This window comes from Streptomyces sp. NPDC016469 (genome assembly GCF_040632905.1).
In the GTDB taxonomy this organism is placed as follows: Bacteria; Actinomycetota; Actinomycetes; order Streptomycetales; family Streptomycetaceae; genus Streptomyces.
On the sequence record NZ_JBEYCQ010000003.1, the window covers coordinates 252,131 to 272,005 of the forward strand.

The following is a 19,875-nucleotide window of genomic DNA, read 5'->3' on the forward strand; positions in this document are numbered from 1 at the left end:
GCGTCTCTCGTCTGCCGGCGCCGGGACGAGGTTCTCGGCACTACGGGTGAACGCCTCGGGTCTCCAGAAGGTGAGTACCCATCAGCTGGCTGCCAACGGCGGGAGCGTGCCCCCTCTACATCACCGGAACATTGATGTACCGTCCACTCGCATGCGCACCCGACTTGTTCTCGCGTGGACCTCAGCCGTGACGGCCGCATTCGCGGTCGCGGCCGCAGCCGGACCCGTGACAGCCGCACCGGCCGGTCGCGTGTCCCCGGCGCCGACGGCTCGCTGCCCTCAGCTCTCCGACGATCTTCCCTGGTACGGCGGCAACAGAGCCCAGCTGCAGCGCGTGATCGACGAGCGCGGTGTCTGCCACGGCAGGGGTGGGACGCGCCCGGTCGCGGCGTTCGACTGGGACAACACCATCACCAAGAACGACGTCACCGATGCCACCATCAGCTGGTCCCTGCGGCATGACAAGATCCTCCGGCCCGCCAGCTGGAAGGACACCAGCAAGTGGCTGACCAGCACCGCGGACAAGGCCCTCACCGATGCCTGCGGGACCGACGTGGCGGTGGGAAAGCCCCTGCCCACCTCCACCAACGCCCGCTGTGCTGACGAGATCCTCCAGATCCGTGAGGACGGCCGCACGATGAGCGGCGAGGCCGCCTTCGCCGGACAGTGGAACCACCGACGTACCGTGCCGCAGTACGCGTGGGTGCCACAGTTGTTCGCCGGACACACCGTCCCCGAGCTGCGCGCGTACACCGAGGCGGCCCGTGCCGAGGCGCTCGCCGCGCCCGTCGGTGCGACCCGCACCGTCGGCACCCATGTCATCCCCGCCTACGTCCGGTACTACGAACAGCAGCGCGACCTGGTACGGACACTCCAGAAAGCCGGATTCGACGTCTGGATCGTCTCGGCGGGTTCCGAACCGGTGACCGAGGTGTGGTCGCGCGGCATCGGTATCGACCGGGCGCACACCGTCGCCATCCGGTCCGTGCTCGACGCCAAGGGCCGCATCACGACCAGTAACGAGGGCTGCGGCGGCGTAGGCGTCACGAAGGGTGAGGCCATCCCGTACATCGACGGCAAGCGTTGCTGGATCAACCAGGAGATCTACCGGATCCAGGGCCGCGCTGCCTGGAATCAGCAGGCCCCCCATCGGCGGATCGCGCTCGGCGGCGGTGACGCCGACACCGACGTGACGTTCGTCGGCGATGCCACGGGCGCGCACCTGGTGCTCAACCGCAACAAGAACGAGCTGATGTGCCGTGCCTACGACAACGCCGACGGCCGCTGGGTCGTGAACCCCATGTTCATCGAGCCGCTGCCCCGCAGGACCACGGCCTATCCCTGCGCGACCGCCGCCTTCACCGGGCCCGACGGCACCCTCGGCCCCGTGCGGCGCGGCGACGGCAGCGTCGTACCGGACCATCAGGACACGGTGTACTGACGGGGAGTCGCCTCTGCGGACTGTCGCACGGCCTGGCCGTGCGACAGTCCGCAGGAAAGCCGTCCGGATGCCGGAAGCTCCGCCGGGGCAAGGTGTCCCCTGCCCCGGCGGAGCTCGGCCGGCCGGGCGGTACCTCAGCGGCGTCCGGCCGGGACCGGTGCCATGTGCGGCGCCCCTCGGCTCAGCCGAAGTTCACGTCGCTGCACCACATGTACGCCTGGTCGAGGTGCGATGCCTGCCAGATCACGAACATGATGTGGTGTCCGGAGTAGCCGGAGGTCTGAACGGGGAACGTGATGTCCGTCGCCGGCGCGTAGCGGCCGGTCTGCGTGATGAAGTCGAGGTTGCCCCAGCCCAGGGTCTGGGTCTTGGGGTCGAAGCCCTGCTTGCTCACGTAGACCTTGAAGTAGTCGGCACCGTGGGACGCCTGATCGCGCAGGTGCACCGAGAAGTTGGCGCCGACCGTGGTGGTCTTCCACGCCCCCGGCTTGTCCAGACTGGCGTTCCGGGACAGGTTGTTGCTGCAGAGCGTCCCGTCGGGGGTCTTCGCCTGGAACTGGCCGCCGAGGCCGTCGCGCAGGGCGCTCATCCAGTTCCACATGGTGTCGCTGTTGGCCTGCCACGCCTGCCAGCACATCGGGTCCTGCGTCTGCATGGCCGGGTCCATGTGGTGGCTGCCCCACGTCTCCCAGCACTGGTACGCGCGGCTGGCGGGGTCGACGATCGTGCCGTGGGCCTGGGCGGGGGTCGACCAGGCCAGCGCGCCGACGACGACGGCGAACAGCATGACGAGTGCCTGGAGAGGCCGACGAAGATACGACCTCGAACGCCCGGTTAACGGGATCTTGTTGTACATGTGGGGGGAACTCCTTCCAGTGGCAAGGCTGCTATGGGAGCGCTCCCAACGTTACGACTTTCACGGGACATGTCAATGAGTCGGTCAAGTCGGCCGCGGGATGGTCCGCGAGCAGGGGGCCGTGGCCGTGCGCCGGAAGGCGGTCCCCCGCCGTCGTGTGGAGGAAGGGCAACTCGTCATGACACCGCGTCGGTTTGCGCTCTTGCGGATCCGGACCAGCACGGCAGACTGCCTTCACCACCCGGTCCCTCCTGCCCCCGGCAGCACCACGCCGAACACCTCGGACGGACCGGGTCCGATCGGTCCACCGCCACTCCCCCTGAGACGAGGTCCCATGAACCGGAACCGAGCCGCCGTCGGCGCCGTCGCCGTGACCCTGTTATCCGCCGGCCTCGCCGTCGGCCCCGTAGCCGGCGCCTCCGTCGCCGCGCCCGCCACCGAGGCGAAGGCACGCATCGGGGCCGACTGGGAGACCCAGTCGATCGTCTTCACCGCCGCTGCGGGGCAGACCAACGACCTCAACATCTACCCGATGTTCACGAGCGACGGGATCCGCCGGATCGGCTTCAGAGACGTGGTCCCGCTGGCACCGGGCGAGCACTGTGCGTACGCCGGCGCCGAGGACACCACCGCCGTCGTCTGCGAACTGCCCGCCGACAGTGCGCGCCCCGACAGGATCGATGTCTTCCTCGGCGACGGCGACGACACGATCGCCGCCTTCGCGCCCGGGATGAACACCGTCAGCGGCGGCGCGGGCGACGACGAACTGCACGCCCACACCGCCCGCACGGTCCTGGGCGGCGCGGGGGACGACATGGTCATGGGGCCCGGAACCCTGTACGGCGGCGACGGCATGGACCACCTGATGGGTGACAGCGCGAGCCAGCGGATGTGGGGCGGCCGGGGCAACGACATGATCGAGGGCTACGAGGGTGACGACACCGTGTACGCCGGCCCCGGCGACGACCACGTCATGGGCGGGGACGGCCGGGACACCCTCCTCGGCGGCTCCGGCGACGACATGGTGCACGGTGAAGGCGGCGACGACTTCGTCTGGGGTGGCACCGGGAAGGACGACCTCGACGGCGGGGACGGCCGCGACATCGTCCTTCCGTAACCGCCGCGCTCCCGAAACCCCGGAGGCACCGGAGCCCCGAAGCTCCTGGCCCGCGGCGTGAGCAGCGTCGCGGGCACCGGATCACCGCCGTGGCTGCCCCGACGGCCACCACCGGCCGGCTTCCGATCGACCGCGGGACGACGCGAAGCCCGCCTGGCCGGGCTCACCGGCTTCTGGTCGCGATGGCCGTACGGAACGGGCGCGGCGTGCGCGCTGGAAGAGGGGTACTCACACACGGGCCGCACCACGGACCCTTGCCGGCTCGCACGGTGCGCAGCCCGGCCCTCGGAATCGCCGAGGCGCTCGAAGGGATGCACGCCTGCGGGATCGTTCACCGCGACCCGCGCCGACTCGTCGTCGGGCCCCAGGGGCTGCCCAGGCGTCGCGGGTGCCGCCCGGTGACCTGGCGGGCCCGGTCCGTGACTGCCTGGAACCGGATCCGGACCGACTGCCCACCGCCGGTCGGCTTCGCGCACTCAAGACACGGCGCGCGGAGCGGGTGCCCGCTGGGGAGGGGCGGAACCGAAGTCCCTCGCCCTCCCCAGCAGGTGATGCGCGACCGATCCGCCGATGCGGCGGGTCGGGCGCGTGCGGCGGTCGTACCGCCGCCGGTCGATCAGACCTGGAGCCCCGTGGCCTTCACGTCCTCGACCTTGCGGACCTTGATCTCCATGCGATTCACCTCCTCTCGGCTGGATGACCTGCCCCGGCCGATGGTGCGGCCGGGTGGACTGGTACCCGCGGGTCTCAGGTCCTCGTCGTGAGCCGCCGTGCGCGCTCACGGACCGAGAGGACCGCGGGAAGAACGAAGGGGGTCAGACAGACCCCGGTGCACAGCAGCGCCCACCAGAACGGTCCGGTGGCCGGGCCCGTCCCGAGCCGGTCGGCGGCCCAGCGCAGCACCTCCCACGCGGACGGCGCCAGGAAGAGCCCGGCCCAGCCCAGAGTCAGCGCGGCCCCGAAGAACCGCACCCAGCGGAACCAGCGCCCGGCTCGCACGTCGGCCGGATGCGCGTCGGCAAGCTCGGCCGCCCCTGCGGCGTCCAGGCGCCCGACGGCGCGCCGGAGCATCAGGGTCGAGACCCGCCACAGGTTGCGGCAGCCCAGCGCGTTGACCAGCACCGCGTACAGGTCCGTGCGCAGGAAGACCATGCACTGCCAGAGCATCGCGGTCAGCTTCACGTAGATCCAGGTGGCGAGGACCGCGTCGAGCGGATCCGGCGCCGGCCAGCCTCCGGTGTCGATCAGCAGGCGCGCTGCCAGCGGCACGGCGAGCAGCACCGTATCGAGGGCGAGGCCGGCCAGCAGTGGCCCGTACCGCTTGCGTCTCGGCACGGTCCACAGCTGGGTCAGGTCGGTCTCGAAGACCAGCAGGAACCCCATGCGCCGGTCCATGCCGAACCTGGCCCCCAGGCCGAGGGCGCGGGCCGCCAACCAGTGCCCCAGCTCGTGGATCGCCGTGGCGACCGTGGCGAGCGGGATCAGGATCAGGCTGCCGAGGCCGATGTCGTCCACGACGAACGCGTCGGTTGCCGGATCGGGGAAGAGGCCGGGCCGGGCAACGAACACCGCGAGGGCGAGCACCGCGCACGCGGCGTAGCAGCTCCAGGCCACCCGCCCGAAGAAGGGCCGCGCGATCTCCTGGCGGACGCCGTCCAGCCACCGTCCGCCCTGGACGGGTGCCGAGCGGACCGGTGTGGCCTGCTGTCCCTCGTCGAGGAAGCCGAGCTCGCGCAGGGTCTCCACGAAGGACGGCACGTCGACGGGCTGCCCTGCGAACTCCTCGGCCTCGGCGGCGGCCTCGGCAATCGTGGCCCCGCGCAGCAGCGCCTCGATGACCACACCGCCGACCTTGGGAATGGCGACGAACTGTCCCGTCCCCGGGTCGCCCACCAGGACCTCGTCCTCCCCCTCGGGCACCAGGCTCAGCGGGCGCAGCCGCACGGTCGTCCGCGGGGGTCCGTCCACCCCGGTCATGTCGCTGCCACCCGTGCCGGAGCCAGCGCGCACACCGGGCAGTCCGGCACGTCGGGGAACGGCACCCGGCTGCCCGCCAGGCCCTCCCGCAGGTCGAGCCGGATCCGGGCGCCGGCGGCCAGCGGCTCCTGGAACCCGGTGAGATAGCGCAGGCCCTCCAGCGCGATCAGCGAGCCGATCTGCATGGCCACCGGGCCGATGAGCGGGTTGGTCGTCCGCATGCCGTGTACGAGGTCCTCCGCGGCCGCCGCACCGGTGCCCTTCTCCGGTTGCTGCGAGAACTCGCAGGCCAGGCAGGCGCTCGTCCCCGGGTCGACGGACATGTACGAGAGCAGCGTCCGGGTCGCGCCACCGACGACCAGCGGCACACCGGCCCGGACGGCGGCTTCGTTCACCCACAGGCCGGCGTCGGGATGGCCGTCCAGACCGCCCACCATCAGATCGGTCCCGTCGGTGAGATCGGTGAGGTCCTCGGGGGCCGCGACCCAGCGGTCGACGGTGCGCACCTCGATGTCCGGGTCGTACGCCCGCACCCAGGCGGCGGCGCGTTCGACCTTGGAGCGGCCGACGTCCTCGTGCCGGTAGAGGAACTGCCGGGCGAAGTTGCGGGTCTCGACGCGGTCGTGGTCCAGCAGCGTCAACCGGCCGACGCCGAGACCCGCCAGGCACTGCACCAGCGAGGAACCGCCGCCGCCCACACCGAGCACCAGGACGTGCGCGTCGCGCACCCGGCGCAGGAAATCGGTGCGGTGCCGGTCGAGGTCCGAGAAGGTGCCGAAGAACGCCAGGTTGGAGAAGTGCCGTTCGTCCACGGCCTGATCACCGGTGAACCGTCCCTCGTCGCGTTCGATCAGCCCCAGGCCCGCGAGCCCCTCCAGTCCCCCGTCGAGCTCCTGGCCGGTCACCTCGACGCCCCGGCCGGCGAGCGCCGCACGCAGTCCGTCAACACTGCGGGGGCCCTCTCCGAGCACGGAGAGAAGCGCCTCGACCTTCCCCTCGGGGTCCTCCAGAGTGATCGACTCACGGGGGTCGAAGACGACGATCAGGTCTTCCCCCACCGTTTGCCAGGAGCACTCCTTGAGCGCGACACGCATCAACCCACTCGCTTTCGGCCTCAGCGGACCCCGGACCCCCCAGGGCATGGCCGCAACTCTGCTGTGGCGGGCTGAACTTCCGCTTTGACGGCGCTTTGGGCCCGAGCCGCGGTGCGGTCCGGGCCGGGTGGCTCAGGCTGTCGCCCGCAGCAGCTCGCGTACGGCGTCCGCGTCCGGGTGCCCGAGTTCATCGAAGAGGGCGAGGGAGGACCGCCATGCCTCGCGCGCGCCCGCAGGGTCGCCGACGGTGCGCATCACCTCGCCGAGGCCGCGCAGTGCGACCGCCTCGCCGTACCGGTTGCCTAGCCGGTGGAACCCTTCCTGGCACCGGCGGTAGCAGTCGAGCGCTTCGGCGTGCTGGCCCATGGCACGGCGGATGACGGCGAAGGTCTCCCAGGTGTACGCCTCACCGAGCGGACTGCCCTCCTCCCGGTGCAGTCGCAGCGCCTCCTCGCAGCAGGCGAGCGCCTTCTCGTGGTCGCCCAGATGGGTGTGGCACCAGCCGATGTTGTTCAGCGCGCCGCCCCACCCGGCCCGGTTGCCGGCCGCGCGCTCCAGTTCGAGGACCTGCTCGACGCAGCGGAGCGTGGCGCGGTAGTCGCCCTGCTGCTCGTGCGACCAGCCGATCGCCCGCAAGGTGTGGGCCTGTGCCGCCGGATCGTTCAGCTCACGCTGCAGCTCCAGTGCCCGCGAAAGGTCGTCCCGGGCCGCCTCGTACCGTCCCAGCCGGATCGCGGCCCGGCCCGACTCGCAATGGCACCGTGCCGTCCCGGCCCGGTCCTCCTGCCGCCGGGCCGCGGCGATGGCCGTGCGCTGGGTGGCCGCCCAGTCGTGCCAGCGACCGCTGAGGTGGAGGAAGTCCCCCATGACGAGCGGTAGTTGCCAGGCGTGGTCATGGAAGCCGGCCGGGCCCGCCGCGTCCGTGACCGCGAGCAGCACTGCGTGCTCCGTCTCGAACCAGGCCATCGCCTCCTCGTATCCCTCCGGGTGGTGGGGTACGGAGCCGGGCACCGGCGACGACAGCGGCAGTTCGGCGCGGACCGGGGCGAGCCGCCGGCCCGCCGCGTGCGCGGTGTGCAGGAAGTGGTCGAACAGGCGGTGCAGCGCCTCGCCGCGGTCCGCCTCCGAGTCCTCGGTCGCCGCCAGCTCCGCGGCGTAGGTGCGCAACAGGTCGTGGAAGGAGTACCGGCCGGGGAGGTGCTCGTCGATCAGATGGACGCGGGCCAGCGCGGTCAGCGCCGCCGCGGCCTGCCGGACGGACAGCCGGGCCAGTGCGGCCACGGCGGGCGCCGCGGCGTCCCGGCCGGGGTACACCCCGAGCAGCCGGAACACCTTGGCCGCGGCGGCGTCCAGCCGGAGGTACGACCACGAGAAGACCGTCCGTACGCTGCTCACCCCCTCGCCGGCGTCCAGGGCATCCAACCGCCCCCGGGTGTCGCGCAGTTCCGCCGCGACCGCGCTCAGTGCGAACCCGGGCCGGCCGACGGCGCGGGCGGCGGTCACGGCGAGTGCCAACGGCAGCCGGGCGCACAGCTCGATCAGCTCGGCCACCGCCTCCGGCTCTGCTGCGACCCGGTCCGTGCCGAGCCGGGCGACGAGCAGTTCGTGCGCTTCCTCGCGCGGCAGCACATCGAGGGAGACCAGCAGGGCGCCGTCGGTGACGGCGAGACCGGCCAGCCTGCCGCGGCCGGTGACGACCACGGCACAACCGGCACCGCCCGGCAGCAGGGGACGCACCTGGGCGGCGTCGGTGGCGTTGTCGAGGACGAACAGCAGCCGGCGGCCTGCGGTCTCGGTGCGCAGCAGCGCCGCTCGCGCGTCCAGCGGATCCGGGATCCGCTCCGGCGGCACCGACAGTGCCTCCAGGAAGCCGCGGATCGCCTCGCCGGGCGGTACAGGCCCGGCTGCGGAGTCGAAGCCGCGCAGATTCACGTACAGCTGGCCGTCCGGAAAGTCCGGTGCCACGCGGTGTGCCCAGTGCAGTGCCAGCGCGGTCTTTCCCGCGCCCGCCGTGCCGGTGATCACGCGTACGAGCGGACCCGTGCCGGTGGCCGCGTCCCCGGATGGCCCGTCCAGCATCCGCAGCTCGGCCCGGCGTCCCGCGAACCCGCCGACTGCGGCGGGGAGTTGACGCGGCGGCGCCGGGGCCCGTCCGGAGCGGGCCGGCGCCTTCGGCGGTCGTGGACCGGGCCCCGGCGCGGCGAGCCCCGGATCGCCGCGCAGCATGCGCAGTTGCAGCTCGCGCAGCGGGGCGGACGGTTCGACGCTCAGCTCGTCGGCCAGCAGCCGGTGCACCTCCCGGTAGGCGTCGAGCGCCTCCGCCTGCCGCCCCGACCGGTACAGCGCCAGCATCAGCTGCTCCCACAGCCCTTCCCGGAGCGGATGCTCGCGCACGGACTGCCTCAGCTCCGGCACCAGCTCGGTGTGGAGCCCGCAGGCCAGATCCGCCTCCACACGGGCCCGGAGGACGTCGAGCCGCTGCTCGTCCAGCCGCGCCGCCTCCGCCTCCACCACCGGCCCTGCCGGTATGTCGGCGAGCGCGGGGCCACGCCAGAGCGCGAGCGCCTCGGTGAGCAGAGCCGCCGCGCGTTCCGCCTCCCCGGCCGCCAGCGCGGCACGGCCGGACTCCCCGAGCCGGGCGAAGGCGGTGGCGTCCAGATCGTCCTCGCCGTCGGGCACCACCTGGTAGCCCGGTGACCGGGTGACGATCAACCGGCCCTGCCGGTCGCCGAGCTCACGGCGCAGCCGCAACACGTACTGCTGGAGGAGGTTGGCGGCGGCCCTGGGTTCGTGCTCGCCCCACAGCTCCGTTGCCAGCCGGTCCGTCGGTACGGGGGTGTCGCGCCGCACCAGTAAGGTGGCGAGCAGTGCGCGCGGCTTGGCCGCGGAGATGCCCCGCCAGTGGGTCCCGTCGAATATTTCGAGGGGGCCGAGGATACGGAAACGCATCCGGCCTCCCCCGTTCTCCGTACCTTGCGCATGTGATCTTGCCATCGGCCGACGCGATCCGCCACGTCGTTGCCGGCTGTGGAGCGGCTTGGACGGTGAGGTCGGCTGCGGGTGCTTCCGACTGTCCCGGCGGCACGCGGCCCGACCCGAGTGAACCGTCGGACGAACACCCTTGACAGCACGTCCCACTGCTCACATAGTTCTCACCGCTGAGCGCAACGGCGTTGCGCTCAGCGCACCGGGAACAGCGAGGAAAGGGACGGGGCCATGAACGAGGTGAACGGCGCGTCCGCCGACGGCATCGCACACGAGGCCGACCGGCGCGACGACGCGGACGTCCTGGCCCCGCCACAGCCCGGCGTTCTGCAGGGAGCGGACCGCGCCCTGCTCGCCCTGCTGTCGTTCACCGAGAGACGCCCCGAGTGGGGCGTGAGCGAGATGGCGCGCAGGCACGGCTGGGACAAGGCCGTCGCCCAGCGCATCCTCACCACGCTCGCCTCCCGCTCCTTCCTGACCTGCGACACCACCACCCGCCGCTACCGGCTCGGCCCCGCCGTGTCCCGGCTGGCGCGCGCCGGGGAGCACAGCGGTGTGCTGCCGTCGCTGGTCCGGCCGATCCTCGCGGGGCTGCTGCGGGAGACCGGCGAGAGCGTCGTGCTGAACGTGCCGCAGGGCGCCGGATACCGGTGCGCCGCCGCTGTCGACGGCACCGGCCCGGTCCGCTACACCGCGATCGTCGGTGCCGTGATGCCCGGCCACGCCGGCGCTTCCGGCCATGCCATCTTCGCCCACTACTCCGAAGCGGAGATCCGGCGCCTGTTCGGAGCCACCCCGCTCCAACGCTTCAACGATCACACCGTCACCGCCCTGGACACGCTCCTGGCCCGGTACGCGGACGTGCGCTCCCGGGGGTACAGCGTCAGTCACGGTGAGTACGACGAGGCCGTCGCCGCCGTGGCCGCCCCCGTGTTCCAGGCCGGCGGCATCGCCGCATCGCTCACCGTCATCGGACCCGCGCACCGCGTCACGCGCGCCGTCGATCGCATCACCGAACTCGTTCTGGCCGGAGCCGAGGAGGCCACGGCCGCCTTCGGCTCCTGACCCGCCCGGCCCGGCGAAACCGTCCGGCGGGCCACACCCCCGTACGACGTGAAGCGTGCCGGAGTACGCGGATCGTCGCAGCCTGCCCGAAAAGTCCCGCCCTGTCCCGGGGCGGGGCCCACCCACCAAGGGGTGTTCCGTGTCGCATCACACCTCGCCGTCGGCCACCACGCCGCCGCCCTCCGACCCCGGCACCGCCGTCACATCCTCAGGCGCCGGCCACCCCCGCGTACGCGAACCCGTCGTGTTCGTCGTCCTCGCCGTGCTGTCCGTCGTCGGCGCCGTCATCGGCGCGGACCTCGTCGCCAAGCTGGGAATCTCCGCCAACACCTCGGTCGTCGGCGCGCTGATCGCCATGCTCATCGGGCGCATCCCGCTCGCCGGACTGCGCTCGATGCGCTCCGTGCACCGGCAGAACCTCGCCCAGAGCGCCATCTCCGCCGCCACCTTCGCCTCCGCCAACGCCCTGCTCACCTCGATCGCGGTGCCGTACGTCTTCGGACGCAAGGACCTGGTGTGGCCGATGCTGGCCGGTTCCTTCGTGGGCCTGCTCATCGACACCTGGGTGCTCTACCGCTCCTTCGGCTCCCGGCTGCTGCCCGCCGACGCGGCGTGGCCGCCCGGGCAGGCCGCCGCCGAGACGATCAAGGCCGGTGACAAGGGCGGCAAGCGGGCCCTGGTGCTCGGCGCGGGGACACTCGTCGGGCTCGGCGGCACCCTGTTCAGCCTGCCGCTGTCCGCCGCCGGTGTCGCCTTCCTCGGCAATGTGTGGGCGCTGCTCATGTTCGGCGTGGGGCTCGGCCTGCGCGAGTTCAGCCCCGACCTGTTCCACACCGACATCGGCGCCGGATACGTACCGCACGGCGTGATGGTCGGCGCGGGCGTCGTCGCCCTCGGCCAGGCGGTGGTGCTGCTGGTCCGCCGCCGCTCCGCGCAGGAGCCCGCCGGCGCGGCGACCCTTGCCGGACACGACGAGACGACCTCGTACACCGTCGACGAGAAGGCGCTGCGCCGGGCGCTCGTACGCGGCTACGCCCTCTTCGTCGCCGGCGCCGTCCTGCTCGCCGTCCTCGGTGGGCTGATCGGTGACATGAGCCCGCTGGGGCTGCTCGGCTGGGTGCTGTTCGCCGCGTTCGCGGCGCTCGTGCACGAGCTGATCGTCGGCCTCGCCGCGATGCAGTCCGGCTGGTTCCCGTCGTTCGCCGTCACCCTGATCTTCCTGGTCCTGGGGCTGCTCATCGGCATCCCGTCGGTGCCGCTCGCGCTCCTGGTCGGTTACGTGTCGGCCACCGGCCCCGCCTTCGCCGACATGGGCTACGACCTCAAGGCCGGCTGGCTGCTGCGCCGCGAGCACCGGCCCTGGGACCCGTACGAGCGGGAGGGGCGCCGCGAACAGTTCCGTGCCGCCCTCATCGGCTTCGCCGCGGCCCTCGTCGTCGTGGCCGTCCTGTGGCAGTCGTACTTCAAGCAGGGGCTGATCCCGCCCGTCGCCAAGGTCTACGCCGATACGGTCAAGAACGGCCTGGGCGAGCCGGGTGTGCTGCGCACCCTGTTGCTGTGGGCCATTCCCGGCGCCGCCATCCAGCTGATCGGCGGCACCAAGCGCCAGATGGGCGTCATGCTCGCCACCGGCCTGCTGATCCTCACCCCGAACGCCTGCTGGATGGTCCTGGCCGCGCTCGCCGTGCGCGTCGGCTACCGCAAGTGGCGCGGTCCCGCCGCCGACGAGGAACTCAACCTGGTCGGCGCCGGTCTCATCGCGGGCAGTTCCCTGGGCGACTCCGCCCAGATCATCAAGGCGAGCTGACCTCCGCCCCCCTCTACCACGTTCCCCCACACGCACCACCGCAAGGAGAAAGTCCATGGAGATGTTCAGCCGGCTCGAACCCAGGTCCGAGTACCTGAGCTACGAACTCGCCCTCGCCGCTCGCAAGCTCGTCGAGCAGGTCATGCTCGTCAAGCCCGGCGAGCACGTCGTCCTCACCGGCGACACCAGCAGCGACCGCCGTGTCGTGGACGCCACCGCACAGGCCGTCGCGGCGGCCGGGGCGCACCCCGTCGTCGTCTGGTACGAGACGATGCCGAGCTCGTCCATGGAGCCACCGCGCCCCGTCGCCGGCGCCATAGCCGATGCCGACGTGTGGATCGAGTTCGCCGTCTCGTACGTGATGCACTCCGACGCGTTCCGCCGCGCGATGGCGAACGGCTGCCGCTACACCAACCTCACCGCCATGGACGTGCACATGCTCGTCGCGACGGTCGGCCGCCCCGACTTCGAAGGCGTCATCAAGCTGGGCAAGGCGCTGGTCCGCCTCCTGGAGCAGGCGGACGAGGTTCGCATCACCTCCGCCAACGGCACCGACATCACCGGCCGCAACGGCGACCGCCCGATCAACCTGCGGGGCAAGCCCGCCGAGAATCCCGGCGAGACCGTCATGCTCTCCGGCCAGATCTCCTGGAACCCGCTGGAGGAGACCCAGGACGGCATGCTCGTCTTCGACGGCGCCCTGTGGCCGCCGGACCAGCTCGGTCTGCTGCGCTCCCCGGTCCGCTGCACCGTCGAGAAGGGCGTCGTCACGAAGATCGACGGCGAGGGTCAGGACGCGGAGGTCTTCCGCCGCTGGATGGAGTCCTGGGACGACCCGAACATGTTCCGCGTCGCCCACTGGTCCCTGGGGTTCAACCCCGGTGTGCCCGCCCCGACCGGCCGTATCGTCGAGGACGAGCGCGTCTTCGGCTGCGTGGAGCTCGGCATCGGCACCAAGGGCGCCTGGATCGGCGGCGAACCGTGGGTCTCCGCCGCCCACACCGACGGCTCCATTCTCGGCCCGTCCATCTACCTCGACGGCGAGTGCATCGAGAAGGACGGCGTCTACGTGCACCCCGAGCTGGTCGAGATCTGCCGCGAACTGGGCGTAGCCGGCTACTGACCGACGACCGCGCGCCCGCCCCGCCCCCGTTCACCCCGCCCCAGGAGCCGGACTTGACCGACGACCAGATCACGTACCGCCACAGCGGCCTCGTCTGCACCGACCACACCCTCGACGTACCGCTCGACCACGCCCGCCCCGACGGGCCGAGCATCTCCGTCTTCGCACGGGAGGTCGTCGCCGAGGGGATGGAGGGCCGTGAGCTGCCGCGGCTGCTCTGGCTCCAGGGCGGGCCGGGCGGGCGGGCGGAACGCCCCAACGCGGCGGGCGCCTGGCTGCGCCGCGCCCTCAAGGAGTTCCGCGTCGTCCTCCTCGACCAGCGCGGCACCGGGCGGTCCACCCCGGCGGACCGCACCACACTGGCCGGCCGGGGCGATGCCGCGCAGTACCTCACCCACTTCCGGGCGGATTCCATCGTCCGGGACGCCGAGCTGCTGCGCCGCCGGATGCAGGGCGACCGGCCCTGGACAGTCCTGGGCCAGAGCTTCGGCGGCTTCGCCACGCTCACCTATCTCGGCCTCGCCCCCGAGGGCCTCGACCGGGCCCTGATCACCGGTGGCCTGCCCACCCTCACCGGTCACGCCGATGACGTCTACCGGGCGGCGTACCGGCGTACGCTCGCCGCCAACGCCCGGTACTTCGAGCGCTACCCGCTCGACCGCGCCCCGGCCGAGCGCGTCGCCGCCCACCTGGCCGACCACGACGTCCGTATGCCGTCGGGCGAGCGCTTGTCGGTACGGCGGTTCCAGACACTCGGGATCACGTTCGGCACGGCGTCGGCCTTCGACACCCTGCACTACCTACTGGAGTGCGCCTTCGTCCCCGGGCGGGGCGGGCCGGTCCTCTCCGACACGTTCCTGCGCGGCGTCGACTCCGTCGTCTCTCTCGCGCCGCGTCCGCTGTACGCCGTCCTGCACGAGGCGATATACGCGCAGGGCGGCCGTCCCACGGCATGGTCCGCCGACCGGGTCCGGGCCGAGTTCCCCGAATTCGACGCTTCCGCGGGTGGTCCACTGCATTTCACCGGCGAGATGATGTACCCGTGGATGTTCGACGAGGATCCGGCCCTCGTCCCGCTGAAGGCGACCGCGGACGCACTCGCCCACCGCACCGACTGGCCGGCCCTCTACGACCTCGACCGCCTCGCGGCCAACACGGTGCCGGTCGCCGCGGCGGTGTACCGCCAGGACATGTACGTCGACCACGATCACGCCCTGACCACGGCGTCCCGGGTCCGTGGCCTGCGCACCTGGGTCTCCGAGACCCACCTGCACGACGGTGTGAAGGCCGACCCCGGGGTCCTGGACCGTCTGCTGTCCGTGTCCTAGGGAAGACGCCGGACATGGAACGAGCCCTCGCCTGCGAAGTCGAGGGCTCGTCCACGGCCAGGGACGCAAGGGCGGCACGTCACCGCCTGCGGGCCCAGCCGCTGCCTACGCCCGCGACGTGGAGGGCCAGCGCCGTGAGCCCCAGCAGCATCACATTGGTCGAGGAGAAGACGTCGTTGGTGCTGATATCGGCCGCGTTGATCAGAAACGACACGAAGAACAGCACCGCGGCGACTATGCCGAGCATGGCGAGCCCCTTTCGTAGAAGTGAACTCCCTGTACCCCGTCGCCGCATGTCCAGTGCTTTCACGGTGGGGCACTTCCGGCCACGGAGTCGGCGCGGGCCCGCCTCACGTCGGCGCGGCGGGCGGCGTCAGGGGCGGTGGCCGCCGAACACTTCCTGTACGAGCAGCTGCGTCGACTGCTGGAACACCTGGGCCATGGACATCGAGGCGTCGTCCACGTAGTTGAGTGCCGCGGTCAGGGTCGTGGTGCCGTCGGGGGTGCTGTACATCAGCGCCGCATGGCCCGCCATTCCCCCGTTGTGGGTGATGACCTTGCCGCCGTCCCGGCCCGTGTCCTGCACGAATACGCCGAGGCCGTAACCGGCCTTGGGATGCACCTTGTACATCTCGTCCAGCATGGGGCCCGGAAGGAGCTTGCCACCCGTCAGCGCGGAGATGAAGGTGTGGAGGTCGCGGGTGGTCGAGATCATGTCGCCGCCGGTGGAGATCCAGGAGGGGTTCTGGCGGGTGACGTCGACCGTCGTCTCCCGGTCGCCGTCTTCCAGGTAGCGGTAGTAGCCGTGTGCATGTGGCGGCGCTATGTCGGTGCCGGTTTCGGGCAGCGAGGTGCCCGTCAGTCCGAGAGGCCCCAGGATCAGCCGCTGCATCTCGTCGGCGAGCGAGTTGCCGGTGACGCTCTCGATCAGCAGCCTGATCACCACGTAGTTGGTGTTGGAGTAGCTCCAGTCCGTGCCCGGCTCGAACCGCGGGGGCTTCGACAGTGCCAGCCGTACGAGCTCTTCCGGCCGATAGGTGTGGAAGCGGTTGTCCACCCATTCCCGGCCCGCCGTCGTCGCGGGGATGCCCGGCGCGAAGGTTCCGTCCTCGTAGTACTCACCGGTGAAGTTGAAGATCCCGCTGGTGTGCTGGAGGAGCATGCGTACGGTGATCTCCTGGTTCAGCCCCAGGTCCGGGAGGTAGCCGGCAGCGGGGGCGTCCAGCCCGATCACGCCTTCGGCCACCAGTCGCAGGGCCGCGGTGGCGGCGAACGTCTTGGTGTTGCTGCCGATCCGGATGTGCCCGTCCGTCGGCGGCTTGGCGGTCTCGTCCAGCCTGCGCAGACCGGCGCTGCCCTCCCACGGGCCTCGCTCGTCGTGCACGCGTACGGTCACGCCGGTGAAACCCGACTCGATCATCCCGCCCATGATCTTCTGCAGCTCCGGGCGGAGGTCATCGGAAGCGTTGAGGGACATGTGTGTGCTCCTGTAGGTCGTCTGTAAGGTCGTAGCGGGTAGTGCCTCGCGATGCGCGAGCGGTGTTCAGGACTGCGTGCCGGACTGTGGGCGCACCGACCGTGCGGGTGCGCCGGGGGTGGTCAGGCTCCGGACGGGGGGATCCACTCGACGAGTTGGACCACCACGCCGTTGGGGTCGGTGAGCTGGAGCATCCATTCGCCCCAGGGTTCCTTGCGCAGCGGGAGAGTGATCCGTGCCCCTTCGCGTCGCAGACGCTCGTACTCCGCCTGAATGCCGGTCACCGTGCAGGAAACGATCGCGCCCGCCCGCACCACCGGATGCTGCCGCGGGGCACCGGAGCCGGCGGTGCGATGGAGGACGATGTCGGTGGCCGCATCGTCACGGGCAAGGTGAATCACTCCCTGGGTCACCAGTACGTCGCGGAACCCGAGGTGGCTCACGAAGAACCGCGCCGATGCGGCGGGGTCGTCGACGGTCAGTACAACGGCCGACCCGATGACGTTCATACGGTGCGCCCCTCTCCGCATATCCGCTGCTCACGCGGTCCAGCTTCACGGGCCGGAGGCAGGGGCATCAAGGCCGTATCCTGCAACGGCGGTTAAGCCGGCGGTACACGAAGCGGGGGTGGATGACCGTGGAACTGCGGGAGATAGAGATCTTCCTGGTGCTCGCGGAGGAGTTGCACTTCGGCCGGACGGCGGAGCGGTTGCGTGTCACACCGGCGCGAGTCAGCCAGGCCATCAAGAAGCAGGAGCGCGCCATCGGCGCGGAATTGTTCAAACGGACCAGTCGAAGCGTCCAGCTGACGCCCATCGGGGCGGTGTTGCGGGATGGCCTCGCCGCCGGATATCAGCAGATCAAGGAAGCCCTGTCCGCAGCGGCGGCCGCCGGCCGGGGTGTCACCGGTGAACTCGACGTCGCCTACTCCGCGGCATGGTGCGGCACTCTCGTCGTGGCCGCTGCCGATGCCTTCCGTGCCCGCCACCCCAATTGCCGCGTCCGCATCCACGAATCACCCCTCCTGGACCCGCTCGTGCCGTTGCGCAACGGCACGCACGACATCCAGCTGATCGAGCTGCCCATCGACGAGCCGGACATCGTCAACGGTCCGGTCCTCTTCTCCGAGCCCCGCGCACTCGTCGTTCCCGCCGGCCACCCGTTCGCCCAGCAGGACACGGTGTCGCTGGAAGACCTCGCGGAGTCCCCGCTGATCACCGTCACGGGCCAGCCCCAGTACTTCCTCGAACACCACTACCCGCGCCGCACGCCCAAGGGCCGCCCCATCCCGCGCGGACCGTCCACAACGGCGTGGCAGGAGGTGCTCGCCCTGGTCGCCGCGGGCAAGGGCGTCTCCCCCACGTGCGCCCGCGCGGCGCAGTACTACTCGCGCCCCGATGTCGTCTACGTGCCTTTCCACGATGCGCCGCTGGTCGACTACGGTCTGCTGTGGGCCGCCACGAACAGCACCCCGACCGTGCACGCCTTCACCGAGAGCCTCCTGGAGGAGGCTGCCCGGCGTTCCACGCCCTCTCGCCAGTAGCTTTCGTGCGCAATACACCTGCCCAAGTCCGCGTCCGTGTCTATCGTGGAATGCGACCACAGGGCGCGCCCCGGTCGCGGAGGCCGCCTCATCTCACGGGGGGGGTACGGCGTGAGCGAGTCGAGCGATGACGAGAGCACGGGCATCCTGATCGCACTTGGCATGACGGTCGGCCTGTCTTTGGTCTGGGCCTTCATCATCAAGGACCAGGCAGAATTGATGACTTGGGGCGCCCTGGTGATGGGCGGAGTCACCGGTCTCATTGCCGGAAGCCACAGCGACCACAGCCAGGCGGTCGCCGTCACCTGTGCCTTGGCCACGCCGCTGGGCACCTATCTGGGAACGCTTCTGGGCCTCTGTCTCATCGCCGTCGCTCCCTTCGGAGGTGACTTCAGCGACGCCTGGCACCTCTTCGCCGACGACACCGGCCAGGCCGCGCACCTGTTCAAAGTGGAGGCCCAAGACCGCGACTGGCTCTTTCTGTTCCTGTCGGCGCCAGTGGGGTACGGAGCGGCGATGCTCGACGACTGACCCGCCGGTGCGCGTCGGTCCCGTAACGCCGGTGGTGGAGACGGCCGCGGCGTCACCGTGACGTTCGGCCGGCGCCGTCGCGCTCCGTGTCCGCGCCCGGTTCTGTCTTCTTCGCCTGTCCGGGCGTTTGGCGGGGGGACTCGGTGGCCGTGGCGCTGGGTGTACCCGGCGCCGAGGTGGTCGCGTCACTCGGTGAGGGCGATGCGGTGGGGGCCTTGGGCGTGGTGGGTGATGTGGTCGGCGAGGGCGCCGCTGTGTGCGTCGGGCTGGGCGAGCCCGGGCCGTCGGCGGGCTCGTCCGACACGTCGGCGGCGGAGGTGCTCTTGCGCGCGCCGGCAGGTCGTGTGCCGGTGGCAGCGCGGGCATGGGAGGACGGAGAGGCCGGGGGCGGTGCCCCCGTTGCACTCTGTGCTCCACCATGAGGGGCGTGTGTGCTCGCCGTGGGCGCGGTGGAAGTCGGCGTCGCGTGCCGGCCCGACTCGGGCGGGGCCGAGCTGCCGGTGACGGCGAGTACGACTGCCGCGACAGCGGCGAAGGCGACGCCCCCGCCCGCCATGAGGGTGCGCCCCCGTGCGGGTGCGTCGGGAGCCGTGTTCTTCTGCCCGCCCGGCAGCGGGTCCGCGTCGTCGGCCGGCGCCGCGCCTGTGACGAGGTGCAGGGCGGCGGTCGGCGATGGGACCACCGAGGGTGCCGTGTCGGCCCTCGCCGCGAGAACGTCGGCACAGTCGCGGGCTGTCGGGCGGTCCTGCTCCTCGCCGGCGGTCATCGCCCTCAGCAGATCGCGGAATCGTTCCGGCGCCTCGGGAGGCAGGACGGGCCCACGGTGCAGCCGTGCGATCGCGGATTCAACGGGCCCGCCGTCGTACTCCAGCCGGCCCGTGAGGCATTCGAGGAGCACCAGGCCGAGGGCATAGACATCGGCGGGCCGGCCCACGGGCCGTCCGAGAACCTGCTCGGGAGAGAGATAGGCGGCGGTGCCCATGATGGTGTCGGTCGCGGTGCCGGCGGTGGAGTCGAGCGGCCGGGAGATGCCGAAGTCGGCGAGATAGGGCCGGCACGCGGAGTCCAGGAGGATGTTGGACGGCTTGACGTCTCGGTGGACGATGCCGGCCTCGTGTGCGTGAGCCAGCGCCCGGGCGAGGCCCACTCCGAGTTCAGCGGTCTCCTCGGGGGCCAGCGGCCCCTCGGCGATGCGTTCCTTCAGCGTGGTGCCTTCGATCAGCTGCATGACCAGGAAGGCGCGTCCGTCGTGGTGCCCGGCGTCGAAGGCGGTGACAAGTCCGGGGTGGTGCAGCCGGCCCAGGATGACCGCTTCACCCCGCCAGCTCTCCTCCGCATCGATGCGGGAGTCGGGCCGGAAGACCTTGACCGCGACCGGTCGTCTCATCCTCAGGTCGAAGCCCCGGTAGACGTCCGCAACACCGCCCGAACCGAGGGGCTCGTCAAGACGGTACCGGCCGCTCAGCACCTCGGCGTGAAGCCGGGAAGCCGCGGCCTGAGCAGATTCGCGAAGCCTCATTCCCTCTCCTAC

At 71.4% G+C, this 19,875-nt stretch carries 16 protein-coding genes; 8 read left to right on the top strand and 8 right to left on the bottom strand.

Annotation, left to right across the window (positions count from 1 at the left end; all coding sequences use genetic code 11):
- Nucleotides 1-151 precede the first annotated feature (151 nt).
- A complete protein-coding gene (locus ABZ565_RS04810; RefSeq protein ID WP_361020459.1) occupies nt 152-1,441 on the top strand; it encodes a haloacid dehalogenase-like hydrolase in 1,290 nt (429 codons plus the stop codon).
- A 181-nt stretch (nt 1,442-1,622) separates the two neighbouring features.
- Here ABZ565_RS04810 and ABZ565_RS04815 read toward each other — a convergent pair whose 3' ends face one another.
- Complete coding sequence (locus ABZ565_RS04815) at nt 1,623-2,228, bottom strand: lytic polysaccharide monooxygenase (protein ID WP_361020461.1); 606 nt, start codon at nt 2,226-2,228, stop codon at nt 1,623-1,625.
- A gap of 403 nt (nt 2,229-2,631) precedes the next feature.
- Here ABZ565_RS04815 and ABZ565_RS04820 point away from each other — a divergent pair, with 403 nt between their 5' ends.
- Nucleotides 2,632-3,414, top strand: coding sequence for a calcium-binding protein (locus tag ABZ565_RS04820; protein ID WP_361020463.1), 783 nt, complete (start codon nt 2,632-2,634; stop codon nt 3,412-3,414).
- A gap of 747 nt (nt 3,415-4,161) precedes the next feature.
- Here ABZ565_RS04820 and ABZ565_RS04825 read toward each other — a convergent pair.
- From ABZ565_RS04825 to ABZ565_RS04835, 3 genes are all read right to left on the bottom strand, one after another.
- On the bottom strand, nt 4,162-5,391 hold the full coding sequence (locus ABZ565_RS04825; protein ID WP_361020465.1) for a hypothetical protein: 1,230 nt from the start codon (nt 5,389-5,391) through the stop codon (nt 4,162-4,164).
- On the bottom strand, nt 5,388-6,485 hold the full coding sequence (locus ABZ565_RS04830; RefSeq protein ID WP_361020467.1) for a ThiF family adenylyltransferase: 1,098 nt from the start codon (nt 6,483-6,485) through the stop codon (nt 5,388-5,390). The genes ABZ565_RS04825 and ABZ565_RS04830 overlap by 4 nt, the downstream gene beginning before the upstream one ends.
- Nucleotides 6,486-6,617: 132 nt before the next feature.
- Nucleotides 6,618-9,434, bottom strand: coding sequence for a BTAD domain-containing putative transcriptional regulator (locus ABZ565_RS04835; protein WP_361020469.1), 2,817 nt, complete (start codon nt 9,432-9,434; stop codon nt 6,618-6,620).
- 267 nt (nt 9,435-9,701) lie between these two features.
- Here ABZ565_RS04835 and ABZ565_RS04840 point away from each other — a divergent pair, with 267 nt between their 5' ends.
- The 4 genes from ABZ565_RS04840 (at nt 9,702) to ABZ565_RS04855 (ending at nt 14,793) form a co-directional block, all read left to right on the top strand.
- Nucleotides 9,702-10,535 (top strand): IclR family transcriptional regulator, encoded by an 834-nt coding sequence (locus ABZ565_RS04840; RefSeq protein WP_361020471.1) that lies wholly within the window; start codon nt 9,702-9,704, stop codon nt 10,533-10,535.
- 139 nt (nt 10,536-10,674) lie between these two features.
- Nucleotides 10,675-12,342 carry an OPT/YSL family transporter gene (locus ABZ565_RS04845; protein ID WP_361020473.1) on the top strand — a complete coding sequence of 556 codons (1,668 nt, stop codon included), beginning with the start codon at nt 10,675-10,677 and terminating at the stop codon, nt 12,340-12,342.
- A 55-nt stretch (nt 12,343-12,397) separates the two neighbouring features.
- Nucleotides 12,398-13,465: a hypothetical protein gene (locus ABZ565_RS04850; protein ID WP_361020475.1), complete on the top strand. Its 1,068-nt coding sequence runs from the start codon at nt 12,398-12,400 to the stop codon at nt 13,463-13,465.
- Nucleotides 13,466-13,518: 53 nt separating this feature from the next.
- Nucleotides 13,519-14,793, top strand: coding sequence for an alpha/beta fold hydrolase (locus ABZ565_RS04855; protein WP_361020477.1), 1,275 nt, complete (start codon nt 13,519-13,521; stop codon nt 14,791-14,793).
- 79 nt (nt 14,794-14,872) lie between these two features.
- On the opposite strand, the gene ABZ565_RS04860 is transcribed toward ABZ565_RS04855, so the two are convergent.
- From ABZ565_RS04860 to ABZ565_RS04870, 3 genes are all read right to left on the bottom strand, one after another.
- On the bottom strand, nt 14,873-15,040 hold the full coding sequence (locus ABZ565_RS04860; protein WP_361020479.1) for a hypothetical protein: 168 nt from the start codon (nt 15,038-15,040) through the stop codon (nt 14,873-14,875).
- Nucleotides 15,041-15,166: 126 nt separating this feature from the next.
- Nucleotides 15,167-16,270 carry a serine hydrolase domain-containing protein gene (locus tag ABZ565_RS04865; protein ID WP_361020481.1) on the bottom strand — a complete coding sequence of 368 codons (1,104 nt, stop codon included), beginning with the start codon at nt 16,268-16,270 and terminating at the stop codon, nt 15,167-15,169.
- Nucleotides 16,271-16,392: 122 nt separating this feature from the next.
- Nucleotides 16,393-16,779 (bottom strand): VOC family protein, encoded by a 387-nt coding sequence (locus ABZ565_RS04870; RefSeq protein WP_361020483.1) that lies wholly within the window; start codon nt 16,777-16,779, stop codon nt 16,393-16,395.
- 122 nt (nt 16,780-16,901) lie between these two features.
- Between ABZ565_RS04870 and ABZ565_RS04875 the strand changes: the two genes are divergently transcribed.
- Entirely contained in the window at nt 16,902-17,813 is a 912-nt protein-coding gene (locus ABZ565_RS04875) for a LysR family transcriptional regulator (protein ID WP_361020485.1), read from the top strand.
- 111 nt (nt 17,814-17,924) lie between these two features.
- Nucleotides 17,925-18,344, top strand: a complete 420-nt coding sequence (locus ABZ565_RS04880; RefSeq protein ID WP_361020487.1) for a hypothetical protein — start codon at nt 17,925-17,927, stop codon at nt 18,342-18,344.
- Between the two features lie 52 nt (nt 18,345-18,396).
- Here the strand turns inward: ABZ565_RS04880 and ABZ565_RS04885 are convergent, their stop codons facing one another.
- Nucleotides 18,397-19,863, bottom strand: coding sequence for a protein kinase (locus ABZ565_RS04885; protein ID WP_361020489.1), 1,467 nt, complete (start codon nt 19,861-19,863; stop codon nt 18,397-18,399).
- Between the last annotated feature and the right edge of the window lie 12 nt (nt 19,864-19,875).

Bases quoted from the DNA above. Each gene is read 5' to 3' on its own strand.
- ABZ565_RS04810 (WP_361020459.1), top strand. From the start codon at position 152: ATGCGCACCCGACTTGTTCTCGCGTGGACCTCAGCCGTGACGGCCGCA.
- ABZ565_RS04835 (WP_361020469.1), bottom strand. From the start codon at position 9,434: ATGCGTTTCCGTATCCTCGGCCCCCTCGAAATATTCGACGGGACCCAC.
- ABZ565_RS04875 (WP_361020485.1), top strand. From the start codon at position 16,902: ATGACCGTGGAACTGCGGGAGATAGAGATCTTCCTGGTGCTCGCGGAG.
- ABZ565_RS04825 (WP_361020465.1), bottom strand. From the start codon at position 5,391: ATGACCGGGGTGGACGGACCCCCGCGGACGACCGTGCGGCTGCGCCCG.
- ABZ565_RS04840 (WP_361020471.1), top strand. From the start codon at position 9,702: ATGAACGAGGTGAACGGCGCGTCCGCCGACGGCATCGCACACGAGGCC.
- ABZ565_RS04815 (WP_361020461.1), bottom strand. From the start codon at position 2,228: ATGCTGTTCGCCGTCGTCGTCGGCGCGCTGGCCTGGTCGACCCCCGCC.
- ABZ565_RS04860 (WP_361020479.1), bottom strand. From the start codon at position 15,040: ATGCTCGGCATAGTCGCCGCGGTGCTGTTCTTCGTGTCGTTTCTGATC.
- ABZ565_RS04885 (WP_361020489.1), bottom strand. From the start codon at position 19,863: ATGAGGCTTCGCGAATCTGCTCAGGCCGCGGCTTCCCGGCTTCACGCC.
- ABZ565_RS04870 (WP_361020483.1), bottom strand. From the start codon at position 16,779: ATGAACGTCATCGGGTCGGCCGTTGTACTGACCGTCGACGACCCCGCC.
- ABZ565_RS04865 (WP_361020481.1), bottom strand. From the start codon at position 16,270: ATGTCCCTCAACGCTTCCGATGACCTCCGCCCGGAGCTGCAGAAGATC.
- ABZ565_RS04820 (WP_361020463.1), top strand. From the start codon at position 2,632: ATGAACCGGAACCGAGCCGCCGTCGGCGCCGTCGCCGTGACCCTGTTA.
- ABZ565_RS04850 (WP_361020475.1), top strand. From the start codon at position 12,398: ATGGAGATGTTCAGCCGGCTCGAACCCAGGTCCGAGTACCTGAGCTAC.
- ABZ565_RS04830 (WP_361020467.1), bottom strand. From the start codon at position 6,485: ATGCGTGTCGCGCTCAAGGAGTGCTCCTGGCAAACGGTGGGGGAAGAC.